At 65.2% G+C, this 17463-nt stretch carries 16 protein-coding genes; 14 read left to right on the forward strand and 2 right to left on the reverse strand.

The annotated features are described in order from the left end of the window. Nucleotides 1-48: 48 nt before the first annotated feature. From pyrH to lpxB, 12 genes are all read left to right on the forward strand, one after another. Complete coding sequence (pyrH, locus tag M2320_RS03040) at nucleotides 49-774, forward strand: UMP kinase (protein WP_184425752.1); 726 nt, start codon at nucleotides 49-51, stop codon at nucleotides 772-774. Between the two features lie 60 nt (nucleotides 775-834). Beyond that, the gene (gene frr, locus M2320_RS03045) at nucleotides 835-1395 is read left to right on the forward strand and encodes a ribosome recycling factor (RefSeq protein WP_184425754.1); all 561 of its coding nucleotides are present in this window, start codon (nucleotides 835-837) and stop codon (nucleotides 1393-1395) included. Between the two features lie 79 nt (nucleotides 1396-1474). Next, nucleotides 1475-2254 (forward strand): isoprenyl transferase, encoded by a 780-nt coding sequence (locus M2320_RS03050; RefSeq protein ID WP_264596031.1) that lies wholly within the window; start codon nucleotides 1475-1477, stop codon nucleotides 2252-2254. Further along, on the forward strand, nucleotides 2251-3132 hold the full coding sequence (locus M2320_RS03055; RefSeq protein WP_264596032.1) for a phosphatidate cytidylyltransferase: 882 nt from the start codon (nucleotides 2251-2253) through the stop codon (nucleotides 3130-3132). The genes M2320_RS03050 and M2320_RS03055 overlap by 4 nt, the downstream gene beginning before the upstream one ends. A 9-nt stretch (nucleotides 3133-3141) precedes the next feature. Beyond that, nucleotides 3142-4341: a 1-deoxy-D-xylulose-5-phosphate reductoisomerase gene (gene dxr / locus M2320_RS03060; RefSeq protein ID WP_264596033.1), complete on the forward strand. Its 1200-nt coding sequence runs from the start codon at nucleotides 3142-3144 to the stop codon at nucleotides 4339-4341. Between the two features lie 80 nt (nucleotides 4342-4421). Continuing rightward, nucleotides 4422-5570 (forward strand): M50 family metallopeptidase, encoded by a 1149-nt coding sequence (locus M2320_RS03065; RefSeq protein WP_264596034.1) that lies wholly within the window; start codon nucleotides 4422-4424, stop codon nucleotides 5568-5570. 332 nt (nucleotides 5571-5902) lie between these two features. Beyond that, nucleotides 5903-8395 (forward strand): outer membrane protein assembly factor BamA, encoded by a 2493-nt coding sequence (gene bamA, locus M2320_RS03070; RefSeq protein ID WP_264596035.1) that lies wholly within the window; start codon nucleotides 5903-5905, stop codon nucleotides 8393-8395. Between the two features lie 63 nt (nucleotides 8396-8458). Beyond that, complete coding sequence (gene lpxD, locus M2320_RS03075) at nucleotides 8459-9490, forward strand: UDP-3-O-(3-hydroxymyristoyl)glucosamine N-acyltransferase (protein WP_264596036.1); 1032 nt, start codon at nucleotides 8459-8461, stop codon at nucleotides 9488-9490. 136 nt (nucleotides 9491-9626) lie between these two features. Beyond that, entirely contained in the window at nucleotides 9627-10091 is a 465-nt protein-coding gene (gene fabZ, locus M2320_RS03080; protein ID WP_264596037.1) for a 3-hydroxyacyl-ACP dehydratase FabZ, read from the forward strand. Between the two features lies 1 nt (nucleotide 10092). Then, nucleotides 10093-10893 carry an acyl-ACP--UDP-N-acetylglucosamine O-acyltransferase gene (lpxA, locus tag M2320_RS03085; protein ID WP_184425772.1) on the forward strand — a complete coding sequence of 267 codons (801 nt, stop codon included), beginning with the start codon at nucleotides 10093-10095 and terminating at the stop codon, nucleotides 10891-10893. A 108-nt stretch (nucleotides 10894-11001) separates the two neighbouring features. Further along, nucleotides 11002-11841, forward strand: a complete 840-nt coding sequence (locus M2320_RS03090) for an LpxI family protein (RefSeq protein WP_264596038.1) — start codon at nucleotides 11002-11004, stop codon at nucleotides 11839-11841. Continuing rightward, nucleotides 11838-12968 carry a lipid-A-disaccharide synthase gene (lpxB, locus tag M2320_RS03095; RefSeq protein WP_264596039.1) on the forward strand — a complete coding sequence of 377 codons (1131 nt, stop codon included), beginning with the start codon at nucleotides 11838-11840 and terminating at the stop codon, nucleotides 12966-12968. Before M2320_RS03090 ends, lpxB begins: the two co-directional genes overlap by 4 nt. A 15-nt stretch (nucleotides 12969-12983) precedes the next feature. On the opposite strand, the gene M2320_RS03100 is transcribed toward lpxB, so the two are convergent. Both M2320_RS03100 and M2320_RS03105 read right to left on the reverse strand, forming a co-directional pair. Next, complete coding sequence (locus tag M2320_RS03100) at nucleotides 12984-14651, reverse strand: methyl-accepting chemotaxis protein (RefSeq protein ID WP_264596040.1); 1668 nt, start codon at nucleotides 14649-14651, stop codon at nucleotides 12984-12986. A gap of 216 nt (nucleotides 14652-14867) precedes the next feature. Next, on the reverse strand, nucleotides 14868-15713 hold the full coding sequence (locus tag M2320_RS03105) for a UDP-2,3-diacylglucosamine diphosphatase (RefSeq protein WP_264596041.1): 846 nt from the start codon (nucleotides 15711-15713) through the stop codon (nucleotides 14868-14870). 83 nt (nucleotides 15714-15796) lie between these two features. Here M2320_RS03105 and M2320_RS03110 point away from each other — a divergent pair, with 83 nt between their 5' ends. Together M2320_RS03110 and M2320_RS03115 are read left to right on the forward strand one after the other, a co-directional pair. Then, nucleotides 15797-16726, forward strand: coding sequence for a DMT family transporter (locus M2320_RS03110; RefSeq protein WP_264596042.1), 930 nt, complete (start codon nucleotides 15797-15799; stop codon nucleotides 16724-16726). A 20-nt stretch (nucleotides 16727-16746) separates the two neighbouring features. Beyond that, complete coding sequence (locus tag M2320_RS03115; RefSeq protein ID WP_264596043.1) at nucleotides 16747-17364, forward strand: helix-turn-helix domain-containing protein; 618 nt, start codon at nucleotides 16747-16749, stop codon at nucleotides 17362-17364. Nucleotides 17365-17463 lie beyond the last annotated feature (99 nt).

A 17463-nucleotide genomic window follows, 5' to 3' on the forward strand; every position in this document is an offset into this window, starting at 1 on the left:
AAAGCGGCGCCCTGAGACTCATTCGGGCGCCGTTCCTAGAGGATTTTTATGGCTTCTCAGTCGCCGCAGTGGAAACGGGTGGTCGTCAAGCTGTCGGGCGAGGCCTTGCAGGGCGACCAGACCCACGGGCTCGACGGCGCGACCGTCGACCGGATCGCCGCCGATCTCGTCGCCGCCGCCGAACTCGGCGCGGAGATTGCGGTCGTCGTCGGCGGCGGCAATTTCTTTCGCGGCATCCAGGGCGCCAACAAGGGCATCGAGCGGGCGCGCGCCGATTCGATCGGCATGCTGGCGACCGTGATGAACGCGCTCGCCATGGAGCACGCCGTCGAAAAGCTCGGCCGGCACGCCCGCGCGCTCTCCGCCGTCGCCATGCCGTCGCTGTGCCAGCCCTATTCGCGCAACGCCGCGCTGCATCATCTGTCCAAGGGGCGGATCGTGATGCTGGCCGGCGGCACCGGCAATCCGTTTTTTACGACCGACACCGGCGCGGCGCTGCGCGGCGCCGAATTGTCCTGCGACGCCATCATGAAGGCGACCCAGGTGGACGGAATCTATACCGCCGACCCGAAAAAGGACCCGTCGGCGACCCGCTACGACCGTCTTACCCATGACGAGGCCATTTCCAAGAATCTGGCGGTCATGGACACCGCGGCATTTGCGCTTGCGAGGGAGAACAGGATTCCGATAATCGTGTTTTCCATCGCCGAACCCGGCGCCATTCGCGCGGCGCTGGAAGGAAAAGGCCGGGCGACCTACGTCCTGCCGGAGTGAGTTTACCCCAAGTCGACGCGAGGGACGCAGGTCCCCGTCACTTGGCGAGAGGGGAAGAAAATGGCTGCCGAATTTGACCTTGCCGATATCAAGCGCCGCATGCAGGGCGCGATCGCCTCGCTCAAGCACGAGCTCGGAGGGCTGCGCACCGGGCGCGCCTCTGCCGCGCTGCTCGAGCCGGTGATGGTCGAGGCTTACGGGCAGGCCATGCCGATCAACCAGGTCGCCACGGTTTCGGTGTCGGAAGCCCGGGCGCTCGCCGTCCAGGTGTGGGACAAGAGCATGGTCGGCGCCGTCGACCGCGCCATTCGCGACGCGAATCTCGGCCTGTCGCCCACGGTCGAAGGCCAGATCCTGCGCATCCGCATCCCCGAGCTGAACGAGCAGCGCCGCAAGGAGCTGGCGAAGATCGCCCATAAATATGCCGAGGAATCGCGCGTCGCCGTGCGCCACGTGCGCCGCGACGGCATGGAAGTCCTCAAGAAACTGGTCAAGGACAAGGCCATGAGCGAGGACGACGAAAAGCGCCACGAGGCCGAGGTGCAGAAGGCCACGGATTCCGCCATCAGCGAGATCGACGGGGCCCTGGCGCACAAGGAAAAGGAAATCATGCAGGTTTAGCGCCTTGCGGGAACGCGGTCTTGGCCGGTATGCTGACGATGCGGCGGACGGCGGAACGCTGGGCTTCGGACGGAACGGGATGAAGGACAAGCAGGCATCTTTCGCCGAAGGCGCGTCCAGCGACCTTTCCGCGCCGCTGCACGTGGGCGTCATCATGGACGGCAACGGCCGATGGGCCGCGCAACGCGGTTTGCCGCGATTCGAGGGCCATCGGCGCGGCGTCGAGGCCCTGCGCCGCACCGTCCGCGCCGCCGCCGATTTCGGCGTGCGCTATCTCACCGTCTACAGCTTCTCCTCGGAAAACTGGTCCCGCCCGCCGGCGGAGATCACCGAGCTGATGGGCCTGTTGAAATTCTTCATCCGCTCCGACCTGCGCACGCTGGAGGCGGAGGGCGTGCGCGTGCGCGTGATCGGCGACCGCGACAATCTCAAGTCCGACATTGTCGCTCTGCTCGAAGAGGCGGAGGCGCGCACCAGGAACAATTCCAAGCTGGACCTGATCGTGGCCTTCAACTACGGCTCGCGCCAGGAAATCGTCGCCGCCGCCCGCGATCTCGCTCGTGAGGTCGCGGCGGGACGGATTTCACCCGACGACATTGACGAGTCGCTGTTCGCCAGCCGGCTCGGCACGCGCTTCGCCCCCGATCCCGACCTGATCATCCGGACGTCGGGTGAAATGCGCCTGTCGAATTTCCTGATGTGGCAGTCGGCCTATAGCGAACTCGTCTTCCTGCCGATCTATTGGCCCGACTTCGACCGCCAGGCGTTCCAGTCGGCGCTGGAGACGTTTCGCGCCCGCGAACGGCGCTTCGGCGGGGTCGTGGAATCCGAAAAACCCAAAGTGATGACCGCGTCATGACCGTTCCGCCCGCGTCCGTTCTGTCGCGTCTCGGCCTAAAATCGGCCGGCGGCTTCGCCGACCTCGCCCTGCGCGCTGTCTCCGCTTTGGTCCTGGCCGCCGCCGCGGTCGCCGCGCTCTGGTACGGCGGCTGGGCGTTCGGCCTGTTCTGGCTGCTCGCCGCGCTCGCCGCGCATTGGGAATGGACCGACCTGATCGGCGGTCCGCTGCCGTGGTTCCGCCGCTTTGTCGGCGCCCTCGGCCTGATCGCGGCGCTGGTGCTGCAAAGCCTGCATCAGCCGGAATTCGCGCTGCTCGCCCTGGCCCTGGCCGCCGCCTTCAACACCTGGGCGGCCGGCGTCGGCTACCGTTTCCTCGCCGCCTCCGGGATTTTTTACGCCGGCGGCCTGCTGCTGGCGGTGACCGCGCTGCGCCAGCCGGCCTTTTTCGGCATGTGCGCCATCGGCTGGCTGTTCGCGGTGGTCTGGGGCACCGACGTGTTCGCCTATTTCGGCGGCCGGCTGATCGGCGGCGCCAAACTCGCACCGAGCATTTCGCCGGGCAAAACCTGGTCCGGTTTTTTGGTTGGGATCGGCTGTGGCGCGATTCTTGGCGCAGCGACCGCGGCGCTCTGGCCGAACGTCCGCGCGCCCTTCTTCCCGGTTCTCGCCCTGGGTCTGGCGACCGGCGCTGTGGCGCAGGTCGGCGATCTCTTCGAATCCTGGCTCAAGCGTCGCGCCGGCGTCAAAGATTCCAGCCGCCTCATTCCCGGCCATGGCGGGGTGATGGACCGGCTCGACGGCTTTATCTTCGCGGCGATCTTCGCCGCTCTGTTCGGACTGTTCCGCGTGGCGCTCCAGGGTTGGCCCAGCTCCGCCGCCGGCCTCTTCTTCTGGTAAAGGTTTAAAATGTCTCTCGCGCTCGCTCCCGCCGCCGCACCGAAAAAACTCAACATTCTGGGCGCCACCGGCTCCATTGGCCGCTCCGCCGAGGCGGTGATCCTGGGCGCTCCGGGCCGGTTCGAGGTCGGGACGGTGGCGAGCGGCCGCGACGCCAAGAATCTTGCGCGCGTGGCAAAATCCCTGGGGGCGCGCTTCGCGGCCGTGGCCGATCCCGCCTCCTATGCCGACCTCAAGGCGGAATTGTCCGGTTCGGGCATTGAGTGCGGCGCTGGACCCGAAGCCATGGTTCAGGCGGCGGTGCGTCCGGCCGATCTCGTCGTCGGCGCCATCGCCGGCGCGGCGGGGGTCAAGCCGACTTACGCCGCGGTCGAAGCGGGCCTCGACGTGGCTCTGGCCAACAAGGAATGCCTTGTCTGCGCCGGGGACGCGTTCATGAAGGCGGCGCGGCGCAAAGGCATAAAAGTGCTGCCGATGGATTCGGAGCACAACGCCATTTTCCAGGCGCTCGGCGGCGAGCCCATCGAAAATGTCGAGACCATGTGGCTCACGGCCTCGGGCGGCCCGTTCCGCACCTGGAGCGCCGAAAAAATCGCCGCGGCGACCCCGGAACAGGCGCTCGCCCACCCCAACTGGGCGATGGGCCCCAAAGTCACCATCGATTCCGCCAGCCTGATGAACAAGGGTCTCGAACTGATCGAGGCGCTGCACATCTTTTCGATCCCGGCGGAAAAACTCGACGTGCTCGTCCATCCCCAGAGCATCGTCCATGGCATGGTGTCCTTCGCCGACGGCGCGGTGACCGCCGGCATGGCCAATCCCGACATGAAGGCCCCGATCGCCCATTGCCTCGCCTGGCCGGAGCGCGTCGCCACCAGCGTGCGCCGGCTCGACCTCGGCGCCATTGGAACACTAACATTTGAAAAGCCCGACCTCGACCGCTTCCCGGCGCTGCGCGTCGCCATGGCCGCGCTGCGCGCCGGCGGCGCCATGCCGACCATTCTCAATGCGGCGAACGAGATTATGGTCGCCGCCTTCCTCAACAAAAAGATTGGTTTCAACGACATAGCCCGGCAAGTCGAAGCCGTGTGCGAGGATTTCGCCCGCCGCAACGCCGTGGGCGCGCCGGCCGATGTCGAGGAGGCGCTCGCCGTTGACCATATTGTGCGAGAAAAATCCCTGGCCCGATTGGAGGGGGTTGGCGGTTAACGCCGGATCAGGCACTCTTAAGCAGTTGGTAACCATGCGCCGCCCGCATTATGTGAGGGTGGCGTGGGGGAGTAAGCTGCATGCCGCTCATTGATTCCGTCGGGACGCTCGTGGGAACCTATCTCGTACCCTTCATCTTCGTGCTCAGCCTCGTGGTCTTCTTCCACGAGCTCGGCCATTTCCTGGTCGGGCGCGCGTGCGGGATCAAGGTCGACGCGTTCTCGCTGGGCTTCGGGCCGGAGATCTTCGGCTTCAACGACCGCCACGGCACAAGATGGCGCCTGGCGCTGCTGCCGCTCGGCGGCTACGTCAAATTCCATGGCGACGCCAATGGCGCCAGCGCGACCGACAATGAGGCGATCGAGGCCATGCCCGAGGCCGAGCGCGCGGTCACTTTCGCGGCGCAGAATGTCTGGAAGCGCGCGGCGACGGTCGCCGCCGGTCCCATCGCCAATTTCATCCTGGCGCTGGTCATCTTCACCGTCATGTTCTTCGTCCAGGGCCGCGACGTGCTCACGCCGCGGGTGGACAAGCTGGTCGAGGGCGGCCGCGCCGCAAGCGCCGGCTTCAAGATCGGCGACGTGGTCACCGCCATCGATGGCGCCAAGATCGGCTCTTTCGGCGAGATGCAGCGCATCGTCACCGCCAGCGGCGACGTGACCCTCAAATTCACCATCCTGCGCGACGGACGCGAGATGGAGCTGACCGCCACGCCGGAGCGCCGCGAGATCAAGACCGCCTTCGGTCCCGAGCGCATCGGCCTGCTCGGCATTTCCTCCTCGGGCGCGCCGGACTCCTGGACCAAGAAATATTTCAGCCTGCCCGGCGCCATGCAGGAGGCGGGCAAGGAAACCTGGTACGTGATCTCGCGCACCGGCGCCTATCTCGGCGGCCTCGTGGTCGGCCGCGAGTCCCCGCAGCAACTCTCCGGGCCTCTGCGCATCGCCGAAGTCTCGGGCGAAGTGGCCAAATCGGGCTTCTGGGCTCTGTTCAATCTCGCGGCGATCCTGTCGATCTCGGTCGGCCTGCTCAACCTCCTGCCGGTGCCTCTGCTCGACGGCGGCCATCTGCTCTATTTCGCCGCCGAGGCGCTGCGCGGCCGCGCTTTGCCTGAGCGCGCGCAGGAGCTGGGGTTCAGGTTTGGTATGGCTTTCGTCGCCGGCCTGATGATCGTCGCCACTTATAACGACCTGGCGCGGCTGACCCGGCAATGGTTGAATCTGGGGTGACGGGCGGCGTTTGTAGCGCGCGGACAGGCCTGAATAACTTTACGTTCTATTAACCATGTTTAACGCTCCACGGCTTTCCGCTGTGGGGCGTTTTTGTGGCTTTGCCGTTGAAATGCCCGAAAAACGTGGCCCTTCGGCCACGCCCGGGGTAAAAAAACAGGACGCGACCCGTTTCGGATTTGCAGGAAACCTTAAACCTTGTAGAAGCAGAGTCGCGTGGTTTCGATGGGGCTATGTTGTTCCATCGAACAGAATTTCTCGCCGGATTGGCCGGCGGCCGAAGCTGAAGGGGCGACCCCGAGGCGACGGTGACTTTCAAGGGCCGGGTTTTCATGAAGTTTCGCCAAGCTCTCCTCGGTCGGTCCGCCGCCGCGGCCATTCTGGTCGCTGGCCTCGCGTCCTCTTCGGCCGCGCTGGCTGAATCGGTCGTGGTTCAGGGCAACCACCGCGTCGACTCTGAGACCATCAGCTCCTATTTCGTTGGCAACGACCCCAACGAAGCCGTGAAGAAGCTCTACGAGACCGGCTATTTCTCCGACGTGAAGCTGACCCGCGCCGGCGGCAAGCTGGTCGTCCACGTCGTCGAGAACAGCCAGCAGATCAACCATGTGGTGTTCGTCGGCAACAGCAAGGTCAAGGCCGAGGACCTCACCAAGGAGGTGCGTCTGCAATCCGGCGGCGCCTTCAGCGAATCCGCCGCGCAGGCCGACGTGCAGCGCATCAGCGACGTCTATCGCCGCGCCGGCCGCAGCGGCGCCCAGGTCAGCTTCCACACCGTCCCCGTGCCGAACGGCACGGTCGACGTGGTCTATGACATCCAGGAAGGCGACAAGACCGGCGTCAAGGAAATCCGTTTCATCGGCAACCAGGCGTTTTCGACCTCCAAACTGGTCGGCATGATGGAAACCACGGAGATGAACTATCTCTCCTGGTTCAAGTCGTCGGACGTTTACGATCCCGACCGCATCGCCAAGGACGCGGAAATCATCCGCCGCTATTACCTGAAGAACGGCTATGCCGACTTCCACGTCACCGGCGTCGATGCGACCTACGACCCGTCGCAGGGCGGCTACGTCATCACCATTTCGGTGGAAGAAGGTCTGCCCTACACGGTCAGTTCGGCGGTGGTGGAATCGCGCCTGCGCGGCGTCAACGCCGCCTTGCTCGAGGGCGACCTGCGCATTCACGCCGGCGATGTCTATAATGGCGATCTCGTCGACAAGACCGTCGAGGCCATGACCCGCGACGTCGGGAAGCAGGGCTACGCCTTCACCACCATCCGTCCGCGCGGCGACAAGAACCCGGCGACGCACACGATCGACCTGGCCTTCGTCGCCGAGGACGGCCCGCGCGTCTATATCGAGCGCATCAACATCCACGGCAACACCGCCACGCGCGATTACGTCATCCGCCGCGAATTCGACATCGGCGAGGGCGACGCCTACAACAAGGTGCTGATCGACAAGGCCGAAAAGCGCCTCAACGCGCTCGGCTTCTTCAAGAAGGTCAAGATCGCCAACGAGCAGGGCTCGTCGTCGGACCGCGTCATCATCGACGTCGATGTCGAGGAGCAGAGCACCGGCTCCTTCTCGGTTTCGGGCGGCTATTCGACCACCGAAGGTTTTCTGGCGGAAGTCTCGATCTCGCAATCGAACTTCATGGGTCGCGGCGAATATGTGCGCACGGCCATTTCGGTCGGCCAGTACGCCAAGGGCATCGAGCTGAACTATACCGAGCCCTTCTTCCTCGATCAGCGCCTCGCCGCGGGCTTCGACGTCTATTCCAAGATGTCGCAGGCCTCCAACTGGCAGTATTACAACAACTGGGTGACCGGCGGCACCTTGCGCCTGGGCGTTCCGGTGACCGACGAGATCACCTTCGCGCCGCGCTACACCGGCTATTTCTCGCGCATGACCATCCCGAACACGTCGAGCCGGCCGTACAACGACTGCGGCGATTTGGGGCTGTATAACGCGGGCAACAATTACGTCGCCGGGGCGTATCCTGACCAGTATTCGTGCTTGAGCAACGGCGAAGCCTCGCTGGCGCTGAAGCAGGCGGCGGGCAACTGGGTCACCTCGATGGTGGGCTATACGCTGTCCTACACCGACCTCGACAACCTGCGTGATCCGCATAACGGCATCACCGCCAACCTCAAGCAGGATTTCGCCGGTCTCGGCGGCGATTCGCAGTTCATCCGCACCACCGGCGACCTGCGCTATTACCACGAGCTCTATTTCGACAATGTGGTCGGCATGGCGCGCGTCCAGGGCGGCAACATCACCGGCTGGGGCAATCAGCCGCTGCGCATCGTCGACAACTTCAATCTCGGCAGTTCGCTGGTGCGCGGCTTCGCGCCGGGCGGCATCGGCCCGCGCGACATCACCAACGCCCAATGGTTCTCGACGGCCGGCAACGCGCTGGGCGGCACGAGCTACTACGGCGGTTCGTTGGAAGTTCAGTCGCCGATCTGGGGCATTCCCAAGGATATCGGCCTGAAGCTCGCGGTGTTCGCGGATGCCGGCACTTTGTTCGGCTACAAGGGCGGCACGAACTTCGTCACTTATGCCGGCTATCCCGCGGGCACGTCCTGCGCGGCGGCGGGCTCGAAGATCGGCTCGGTCAATGGCGTCGTGCAACCGGTCACCCAGGCGGGCTGCATTCAGGTCGGCGGCGACACCACGGCCTTGCGTTCGTCGGTCGGCGTCGGTCTGATCTGGGCCTCGCCCATGGGGCCGATCCGCTTCAACTACGCTTTCGCCACGTCGAAGAACCAGTGGGACGTGCTGCAGCAGTTCAGCTTCTCGGGCGGAACCACCTTCTGATCCGCGGTCGAATTCCCGAAAAGGCGCGGCTGGTCCGCGCCTTTTTTGTTCAGGAACGGTAAAATGGATGCGCTGAAATTCTTCCGCCGCGCGGTGGAGCCGTCGCTCGCCGAGATCGTCGCCTGGACCGGCGCCAAGGCGCCGGAGGGCGCCGATCTCACGGCGAAAATTTTTGACGTGGCGCCGCTCGACAAGGCCCGGCCCGGCGACCTCGTCTTCCTCGACAATCCCAAATATGCGGCGCAGCTGGAGACGACCCGCGCCACCGCCGTGCTGATCGGCGAGAAACATGCGCACAAGACCCCCGAGGGCTGCGTGCCGCTGGTGGTGGCCGAACCCTATCACGCCTGCGCCCTGGTCAGCGCCAAAATCTATCCCGAGGCGGCGCGGCCGATTTCGCTGTTCGATGGCGCGGGCGTGGAGCCCGGCGCGAATGTCCATCAGACCGCGCGGCTCGAGGCTGGCGTCACCGTCGATCCCGGCGCGGTCATCGGTCCCCGCGCGGAAATCGGCGCGGGCACGGTGATCCATCCCAATGCGGTGATCGGCCCGGACGTGCGCATCGGCCGCAATTGCGTGGTCGGGGCCAACGCCACCGTGCTCAATGCTTTGGTGGGCGACGAGGTCATCCTTCATCCCGGCGTGCGCATCGGCCAGGACGGGTTCGGCTTCGCCATGGGCCCGCGCGGGCATTTGAAAGTGCCGCAGATCGGCCGCGTCATCATCCAGGACAAGGTCGAGATTGGCGCCAACACGACCATTGATCGCGGCGCCAACCGCGACACGCTGATTGGCGAGGGCACGAAAATCGACAATCTCGTGCAGATCGCCCATAACGTGTCGATCGGCCGCCATTGCGTCATCGTCAGCCAGGTCGGCATTTCCGGCTCGACGGAAGTGGCTGATTTCGTCGTCATTGCGGGGCAGGCGGGGATCACCGGCCATCTGAAGATCGGCATGGGCGCGCAGATCGGCGCGCAGGCCGGCGTGATGGCCGATGTGCCCCCCGGCGCCAAAATGGGCGGCTCGCCCGCCCGCAACGCCCGCGACTGGCTGAAATCCGTCGCCTGGGTCGACCGGATGATGAAGAAGTAGCAGCTCTTTTCTTTTGACGCGTATTCGCTGACGCGGCCCTTCGGGTCTTCACGCGAACCGCGTCCATAACGCTCTAGTCACGTCATCAAACTGTCGCTAAAGCTGCCCAAGCCTTTTCGCCGAACTGGAACTGGACATGACCGCCACGCTCGAAATCATCGATATTCAACGTCTCATGCAATTGCTGCCGCACCGCTATCCGTTCCTGCTGGTGGATCGCATCATCGAGGCGCGCGGCGACGATTTTGGCATTGGCATCAAGAACGTCACCATCAACGAGCCGCAATTCACCGGCCATTTCCCGGAAAAACCGGTGTTTCCCGGCGTGCTGCTGATCGAGGCCATGGCGCAGACGGCGGGCGCGCTGTGCGTGCATGGCAGGCTGGGCGGGGAAAAGCCGCCGCTGGTCTATTTCATGACCATCGACAAGGCCAAGTTCCGCAAGCCGGTGACCCCCGGGGATCGCGTGGAATTCCACATGACGAAGATCAACCAGCGGCGTAACATCTGGTGGTACAAGGGCGAGGCCAAGGTCGACGGCGCCCTGGTCGCCGAAGCGGAGATTTCCGCCATGATCATCACCGAACCCGCCAAGGCGTAACATGGCGATTCATCCGACCGCCGTCGTCGAGGACGGGGCCAAGCTCGGCGCCGATGTTGAAATCGGCCCGTTTTGCCACATCGGCCCCCAGGTCGAACTGGGCGATGGCGCGCGGCTGAAATCGCATGTCGTGCTCGCCGGGCGCACCAAAATCGGGGCGCGGACCCGCATTTTCCCATTCGCCTCGATTGGCCACGAGCCTCAGGATTTGAAATATCGCGGCGAGGAATCCACCCTTCGCATCGGCGACGATTGCCTGATCCGCGAGGGGGTGACGATGAATCCCGGCACGGCGGGCGGGCGCATGGAGACGGTGGTGGGCGACCGCTGCGCCTTCCTGGCGAACTCGCACATCGGCCACGATTGCATCGTCGGCAGCGATTGCATTTTCTCCAACAACGCCATGATCGCCGGCCATGTCACCATCGGCGATTTCGTCATCTGCGGCGGCGGTTCGGCCATCGTCCAGTTCGCCCGGATTGGCTCCCACGCTTTTGTCAGCGGCATGACCGGCATTCCCGCCGATCTCATTCCCTACGGTCACGCGTTCGGCAATCGCGGCGCGCTCACCGGCCTGAACCTGATCGGGCTGAAGCGCCGCAATTTTTCGCGCGAGCAGATTCACGAGCTGCGCCGCGCCTATCGCGCTCTGTTCGCGCCTGAGGGCACGCTGAAGGAGCGGGTCGAGGACGTCGCCGAAGAATTCGCCGGCAATCGCGAGGTCGAGGAGATCCTGGCGTTCATCCGCGAGGGCGGCGACAAGCAGATCTGCGTGCCGCAGACCCAGGCGGACAAGGAATGATCGACCTGAGGTCGGTCGCAAGGGAGGAACCCCTCATCCGGCCCCTTCGGGGCCACCTTCTCCCGCAAGGGGAGAAGGGGCCGTGCTGGGCGTCGCCGGGTTTTTCGCATGCCGTCTAAGGTCGCGCTGATCTGCGGCGGCGGCGCGTTTCCCCTGGTTGCCGCCAAGGCCGCACAGACGCGCGGCGAGTCGGTTTTTCTGCTGGGTTTGCGCGGCATCGCTGGCGCCGAGATCGAGCAATTCCCCCATGTCTGGCTGGGCATTGGCCAGTTGGGACGCGCCTTTGAAGAAATCTCTGCGCGGGACATCAAGAAAGTCTGTTTTATCGGCGGGCTGAAGCGGCCCGAGTTTACCGACCTGCGTCTCGATTGGGGCGGCGTCAAGCGCATTCCCGAAATCGTCAAATTCCTCAAGGGCGGCGACGACCACGCGCTCAAAGGGGTGATAAAACTCTTTGAAAGCGAGGGGTTGCAGGTGATCGGCGTTGATGCGCTGGCCCCCGAACTGCTCGCAGCCCAGGGCGACATGGCGGGGAAGCTCCCCCAAGACCTTGCGGATGACCTCGCTTTCGCCCGTGCGTTTCTGGCCGATCTTTCCGCGTACGATTGTGGCCAGGCCGCCGTCGTCGCCAACCGCCGCGTGATCGCCGTGGAGGCGGTGGAGGGCACCGACGCCATGCTGGCGCGCGTCGCCGAGCTGCGCGAAAAAGGCCGCTGGCGCCCCAAGGGGCGCGCCGGCCTGCTGGTGAAGGCCCCCAAGCGCGGCCAGGATTTGCGCGTCGACCTGCCGGCCATCGGTCCGGACACCCTGCGCGGCGCCGAAAAAGCCGGGTTGTGCGGCATTGCCGTGGCGGCAGGCGGCGTGTTGATGCTCGACCGCGCCGCGCTGGCGGCGCAAGCGGAGCGTGCCGGGCTGTTTTTGCACGGTTTTGTTGGCGAGGCCCCATGAAATTTTTCATTGTCACCGGCGAGCCCTCCGGCGACGCGCTGGGCGGAAAACTGTTGGCCGCCCTGCGCGCCCGCGACCCCCAAGCCGAATTTTTGGGCGTCGGCGGCGAGGCCATGGCGCGCAATGGTTTTGACAGCCTGTTCCCGCTGTCCGACATTTCGGTGATGGGCATTCTCCCGGTTCTGGCGCGCCTGCCCACTCTGCTGCGCCGGATCAACGAAACCGCGCAGGCCGTTGCGGCCGCGCGGCCTGACGTGCTCGTGCTGATCGACAGCCCCGACTTCACCCATCGCGTCGCCAAGAAAGCGCGGAAAACGCTGCCGGACCTGAAGGTGGTGGATTATGTCAGCCCCACCGTCTGGGCGTGGCGGCCCGGCCGGGCCAAAAAGATGCGGGAATGCATCGACCTCGTGCTGGCGCTGCTGCCGTTCGAGCCGGAGGCGCACAAGAGGCTGGGTGGCCCCGAATGCCTTTATGTCGGCCATCCCCTGATCGAGCGCCTGTCCGAGTTGCATGGCGACGAGGCGGGACGCGTCAATGGACCGGTGCTGGTGCTGCCGGGCTCGCGCCGCTCCGTGCTGGCGCGCATGGGGCCGGTGTTTTCCGATGCGCTGGCGCGGCTGCATGCGCTGCGGCCGGGGCTGGATTTCGTTCTGCCGGTCGCCGGCCCCATCGAGGGTTTGGTGCGCGAGACGGTGGAGACTTGGCCGGTCAAGCCGCGAATCATTTCCGGCGAGTCCGAAAAATACGGCGCCTTCCGCACGGCGCGCGCGGCGCTGGCGGCCTCGGGCACGGTGACGCTCGAACTGGCTTTGTCCGGCACGCCCACCGTCGTCGCCTACAAGGTGCCCAAGCTTGAGGAATTCATCGGACGGCGTCTGATCCAGGTTCCGACCATTGTCCTGCCCAATCTGATTCTCGGCGAAAACGCCTTTCCCGAATTCTTGCAGGATGAGGCCAATGGCGAGACTCTGGCGCAAGCGGTCGCGGCGCTGCTCGACGATGGCCCGGCCCGGCGCCGGCAGGTCGAGGCGCTGACGAAAATTTCGGAAAAGATGCTGCTGCCCTCAGGCGAAACCCCGAGCGGCGCGGCGGCGGAGGCGGTTGTGGCGCTCGCCCTGCGCTGACCGGCTCGCCGTCCTTCAGGCGGCGAAATCCCGAACGAAGGTTTCCACGGAACGGCGCAAATCCGCGGCTTGATCGGACAATTTTTGCGACAGTTCGCGCAAGTCGACGGAAGAAGCGTCTGTCTGCTCCGTGGCGGTGCTGACGCCGGTCATCGACCGTGTCACGCGGGCCGCGCCATCGGCGGCGGACCGGCAATTGGTGGCGATTTCCTGCGTCGCGGCGCGCTGTTCTTCAACCGCGCCGGCGATGGTGGCGGCGACGGATTTCACATCGCCCATCACATGGGCGATCGCGCCAATCGACGCCACCGCGCTGTCCGCGGCGGACTGGATCGAGGCGACCTTGGCGGCGATCGACTCGGTCGCGCGGCTGGTCTGGCTCGCCAGCTCCTTGACCTCATTGGCGACAATGGCGAACCCTTTGCCGGACTCTCCCGCGCGCGCCGCCTCAATGGTCGCGTTCAGCGCGAGCATGTTGGTTTGCTCGGCGATCCCGCGGATCAGCGACACGACTTCGGCAATGGCTTCCGCGGCGCCGGCGAGGCCGGCGATTTTTTCATTGGAGGCCTGCGCGTCATTATAGGCGCCCTCGGCGACCTGCGCCGAATGCGAGACGTGGGTGCTGATCTCGCGCGCCGACTGAGCCATCAGTTCGGAGGATTGCGCCGCGGCTTTGACATTGCCGGCGGCCTGCTCGGCGGCGTCGACGACGTCGCCCATTTCGCGGGAAGCGTTGCGCGCCGTGGTCGAAAGCGTCTTTGCGGATTCGGCAAGCGTTTGCGAGGCCGTGACGAAGCCGGCGGCCACCTGCTGCATGCGACCGACAAAATCCTTCGCCAATGCGTCGCGCCGGGCGAGCGCGTCACGGTCGGCGCGGTCGCGCTCGGCGTGTTCGGCCTTCGACCGCTCGCTCTGCGCCAGCGCGCCCCGCATCGTCTCAAGCGCCCGCGCCATCTCGCCGAATTCGTCCACGCGGCCCACGCCCGCGGTTTCCGCCGCGAGATCGCCCGTCGCAATCCTTTGCATCGAGCCGTTGAGGGCGGCGGCCCCCGAGGTGATGTTGCGGATGATCAGCAGGCTGAACCCGGCTGTCCCGAGCAGCAGCAGCCCCATGCCGCCGAAGGCGATGTAACGGAACAGATCGGTCAGACGATCGAAGGTCACGTCGGCCTCTCGAGAGGTCTGCAACAGGCTGTCGCGCAACTTTTCGAACGGCGTGTTGATGGCGGTGACGATTTCGTCGATTTTGCCGTCAAGCGCCCGGATGTCCTCATCCAGCTCCGTCTTGGCCTCGAGTTGCGGCAGCATGACTTGCGTGAAGGTCGCGACCAGTTTTTCGATCTCCGCGGCGCCGGCGTTCAGGTCTTCGCGCTCGCTCGGAGTCAGGCGTTTGGCGCCCAATTCGGTGAGCAACTGGCGCTCGGCTGTGAGCGCGTCGCCCCAGGTCTTATGTGTGGCCGGAAGGTCATGGTTGATCTCGGCGTCGGCGATCACGCGGTAAAGCCGGGCGCCGATTCCGGCCGCCGCCTGCGCCTTGTAGGCGCTCGCGGCCGTATCCACGCCCGCGTCCTGGACGTTGCGGAACAGATTGACGCTGAACCACAGTCCAACGGAGGCCAGGGTCATCGCCGCACAAAAGACCAGGGTCATCAAGCGCAGTTGCGTTTTGATCGTCAGCTTCATGGAATTTTCCGGCGAAAGGCGCATGGGCGGAGCGCAGCCAACTGTAGATCGCCGGCCTTGCCTCGCGCTGGAGGCGCGCAATCGCGCCGCGCCTAGCCTGCGCCAAGCCGGCGGCAGCCTGCTCCAAGCCGGCGGAAGCCTGCTCCAAGCCGGCGGCAGCCTGCGCCAAGTCTTTCGCCATCACGCCCCAACAGCCGCGCTGCCGGGGCCGCGCTGCTATTCCGCCGCCACGCGCGCGGCCGGCAGGAGTCGCGGCTCGGCGCCGGTCTCGGCCTGCGCCCGCTCGCTCTCCAGCAGCTTCCAGTGGATCAGCTCCAGCGTGCCATCAAAATGTTCGGCGATGGCGGTGCAGCTTTCGACGAAATCGCCTGTATTCACATAGGTGACGCCGTCGATTTCGCGGATCGCCGCATGATGGATGTGGCCGCAGACAATGCCGTCGACGCCGCGCCGGCGCGCTTCCGCCGCGAGCGTTTTTTCGAAATCGCCGATGAAATTGACGGCGTTCTTCACCTTGAGCTTGGCCCATTGCGAGAACGACCAATAGGGCAGGCCGAATTGGCGGCGCGCCCGGTTGAACCAGCAATTGACCCAGATGGCGAAATCATAGGCCCAGTCGCCGAGATGGGCGAGCCAGCGGGCGTGGCGCACCACCACGTCGAACTGGTCGCCGTGCATCACCAGAAACGTCTTGCCGTCGGCGGTCTTGTGCAGCACGTGGTCTTCGACCTCGACGCCGCCGAATTCCAGGCCGACAAAATCGCGGGCGAATTCGTCGTGGTTGCCGGGCACGAACACCACGCGCGTGCCCTTGCGCACTTTGCGCAAGAATTTCTGCACCACGTCATTATGGGCCTGCGGCCAGTACCAGCCGGTCTTCAGCCGCCAGCCGTCGACGATGTCGCCGACGAGAAACAATTCTTCGGATTCGTTGTGCCTGAAGAAGTCGAGCAGAAGTTCAGCCTGGCAGCCGCGCGTGCCCAGGTGAATGTCCGAAAGGAACAGCGTGCGGTAGCGTCGTGACGCGACCTCGTCGTCGTTGCGGTTCACAATGGCGCTCATGATCTGGTCTTCCGTTCGTGCAACGCCCTTTTTGCTGCCAGTCTATTGTTGCGTCCCGATGACAAAGCTGGCACTCCCCCCGCATGTTCACCGGAATCCTGCTGAAGACGCTCTCGACCCTGGCCTTCACCGCCATGGCGCTGGGGGTGCGCGACGCCGCGCAGAACAATGTGCCGGTCGCGGAAATCGTGTTCTTTCGCTCGCTGATCGCGCTGCTCATCCTGTTCGCCTGGCTCGCGGCGAGCCGCGCTTTGTCCGGCGCGCTGGCGACCAAGCGGCCGCTCGGCCATCTGGGCCGCGGCCTGTCGGGCGTCGCCGGCATGTTCGCGAATTTCACCGCGCTCGCCCTGCTGCCGCTCGCCGACGCCACCGCTTACTTTTACGCCTCGCCGATCTTCGTCACGCTGATCGCCGGGATTTTCCTGCGTGAGCGCGTGCATGCGTCGCGCTGGCTGGCGGTTCTGATCGGTTTTGGCGGCGTGCTGGCGATGCTGTCGGAACATCTGGGCGACGCGGGCGGCGCCGACGCGCGGTTCGGGGCGGGAATCGCTCTGTTCGGCGCGCTCTGCGCGGCTTTGTCGATCGTGCAGACCCGCCGCCTCGCGCAAGTCGAAACCACGGGCGCCATCGTGTTCTATTTCACCTGTCTGTGTACTGTGTTCGGCGGGCTGGTGCTGGCGCTCGCGCCCTTCGTGGCGGCGCTGGGCGCGCAGGTCTGGGTCACGCCGGGCGCCAACGCCTGGATGGGGATGATCGCGGCGGGGGCGACGGGCGGCGTGGCGCAAATTTTGGCCACCTCGTCCTATCGCCATGCCGACGCCTCCTTGCTCGCCGCCTTCGATTATCTCTCCCTGGTCTGGGCGCTGCTCGCCAGTTTCGCCGTCGATGGCGTGTTTCCCTCGGCGACGGTGCTGTTCGGCGTCGCCGCCATTTCGATCGCGGGATTGCTGGCGTTGAGCGAAAGACGCTTCCAAAAGCCGCAAGAATTCGTTATATCAAACAAAAACGTCTAGAATTCCGAACGGACCCGTCCATGGGCGTCGAAGGCAGGGACAAACAGAAGGTCTTGGAGGCGGGCGCCCACGCGCTCGCCGGGCAACTTGGCAAGACCGTCAATCGCTTGCGCAAAGCCTCCAACCTGTCGCTGTCGGAATTGTCCGAGCAGTCCGGGGTGGCCAAATCCATCATCAGCCAGATCGAGCGCAACGAGACCAATCCGACGCTGGTGACGCTGTGGCGGCTGGCCCAGGCGCTCGACGTCTCCATCGAGCAGGTGTTGCGCGAGGACGAGGATTCGGCCTTCCTCGAGAAAATCTCCCGCAACGACACGCCGATGCTGATTTCCGACGACGGCAAGTGCCGGCTGGGCATCACCGGCTGGAGCAAGACCATCGACTGGCTGCAATGGTATGATTTTTCCGCCGAGCCGGGCGGGGTGCTGGAGTCCGACGCGCATCAGCGCGGCGCCATGGAGTCGCTCACCGTGCTCGAAGGCGAATTGCAGGTGGAATCCGGCGGCGAAACCGAAACCGCCGTCGCCGGGGACACGCTGCGTTACCGCGCCGATCGGCCGCATGTGATCCGCAATTCCGGAAAAATCTTGGCGCGCGCCCATATGATCTGCATCTTGCGCGCGGCGGCGATGGAATAGGGGCGAGGGGCGGGACGGAACGAATTGCGCCCCCTGGGCTCTTGAGCGCGCGCGCATCGACCTTCGCGCAATTCGATCCAGTCCCCTGGCTCGCTAAAC

The sequence above is a fragment of the Rhodoblastus acidophilus genome (assembly GCF_025961575.1).
GTDB lineage: Bacteria > Pseudomonadota > Alphaproteobacteria > Rhizobiales > Beijerinckiaceae > Rhodoblastus > Rhodoblastus acidophilus_C.

Bases quoted from the DNA above. Each gene is read 5' to 3' on its own strand.
- pyrH (WP_184425752.1), top strand. From the start codon at position 49: ATGGCTTCTCAGTCGCCGCAGTGGAAACGGGTGGTCGTCAAGCTGTCG.
- frr (WP_184425754.1), top strand. From the start codon at position 835: ATGGCTGCCGAATTTGACCTTGCCGATATCAAGCGCCGCATGCAGGGC.
- M2320_RS03050 (WP_264596031.1), top strand. From the start codon at position 1,475: ATGAAGGACAAGCAGGCATCTTTCGCCGAAGGCGCGTCCAGCGACCTT.
- M2320_RS03055 (WP_264596032.1), top strand. From the start codon at position 2,251: ATGACCGTTCCGCCCGCGTCCGTTCTGTCGCGTCTCGGCCTAAAATCG.
- dxr (WP_264596033.1), top strand. From the start codon at position 3,142: ATGTCTCTCGCGCTCGCTCCCGCCGCCGCACCGAAAAAACTCAACATT.
- M2320_RS03065 (WP_264596034.1), top strand. From the start codon at position 4,422: ATGCCGCTCATTGATTCCGTCGGGACGCTCGTGGGAACCTATCTCGTA.
- bamA (WP_264596035.1), top strand. From the start codon at position 5,903: ATGAAGTTTCGCCAAGCTCTCCTCGGTCGGTCCGCCGCCGCGGCCATT.
- lpxD (WP_264596036.1), top strand. From the start codon at position 8,459: ATGGATGCGCTGAAATTCTTCCGCCGCGCGGTGGAGCCGTCGCTCGCC.
- fabZ (WP_264596037.1), top strand. From the start codon at position 9,627: ATGACCGCCACGCTCGAAATCATCGATATTCAACGTCTCATGCAATTG.
- lpxA (WP_184425772.1), top strand. From the start codon at position 10,093: ATGGCGATTCATCCGACCGCCGTCGTCGAGGACGGGGCCAAGCTCGGC.
- M2320_RS03090 (WP_264596038.1), top strand. From the start codon at position 11,002: ATGCCGTCTAAGGTCGCGCTGATCTGCGGCGGCGGCGCGTTTCCCCTG.
- lpxB (WP_264596039.1), top strand. From the start codon at position 11,838: ATGAAATTTTTCATTGTCACCGGCGAGCCCTCCGGCGACGCGCTGGGC.
- M2320_RS03100 (WP_264596040.1), bottom strand. From the start codon at position 14,651: ATGAAGCTGACGATCAAAACGCAACTGCGCTTGATGACCCTGGTCTTT.
- M2320_RS03105 (WP_264596041.1), bottom strand. From the start codon at position 15,713: ATGAGCGCCATTGTGAACCGCAACGACGACGAGGTCGCGTCACGACGC.
- M2320_RS03110 (WP_264596042.1), top strand. From the start codon at position 15,797: ATGTTCACCGGAATCCTGCTGAAGACGCTCTCGACCCTGGCCTTCACC.
- M2320_RS03115 (WP_264596043.1), top strand. From the start codon at position 16,747: ATGGGCGTCGAAGGCAGGGACAAACAGAAGGTCTTGGAGGCGGGCGCC.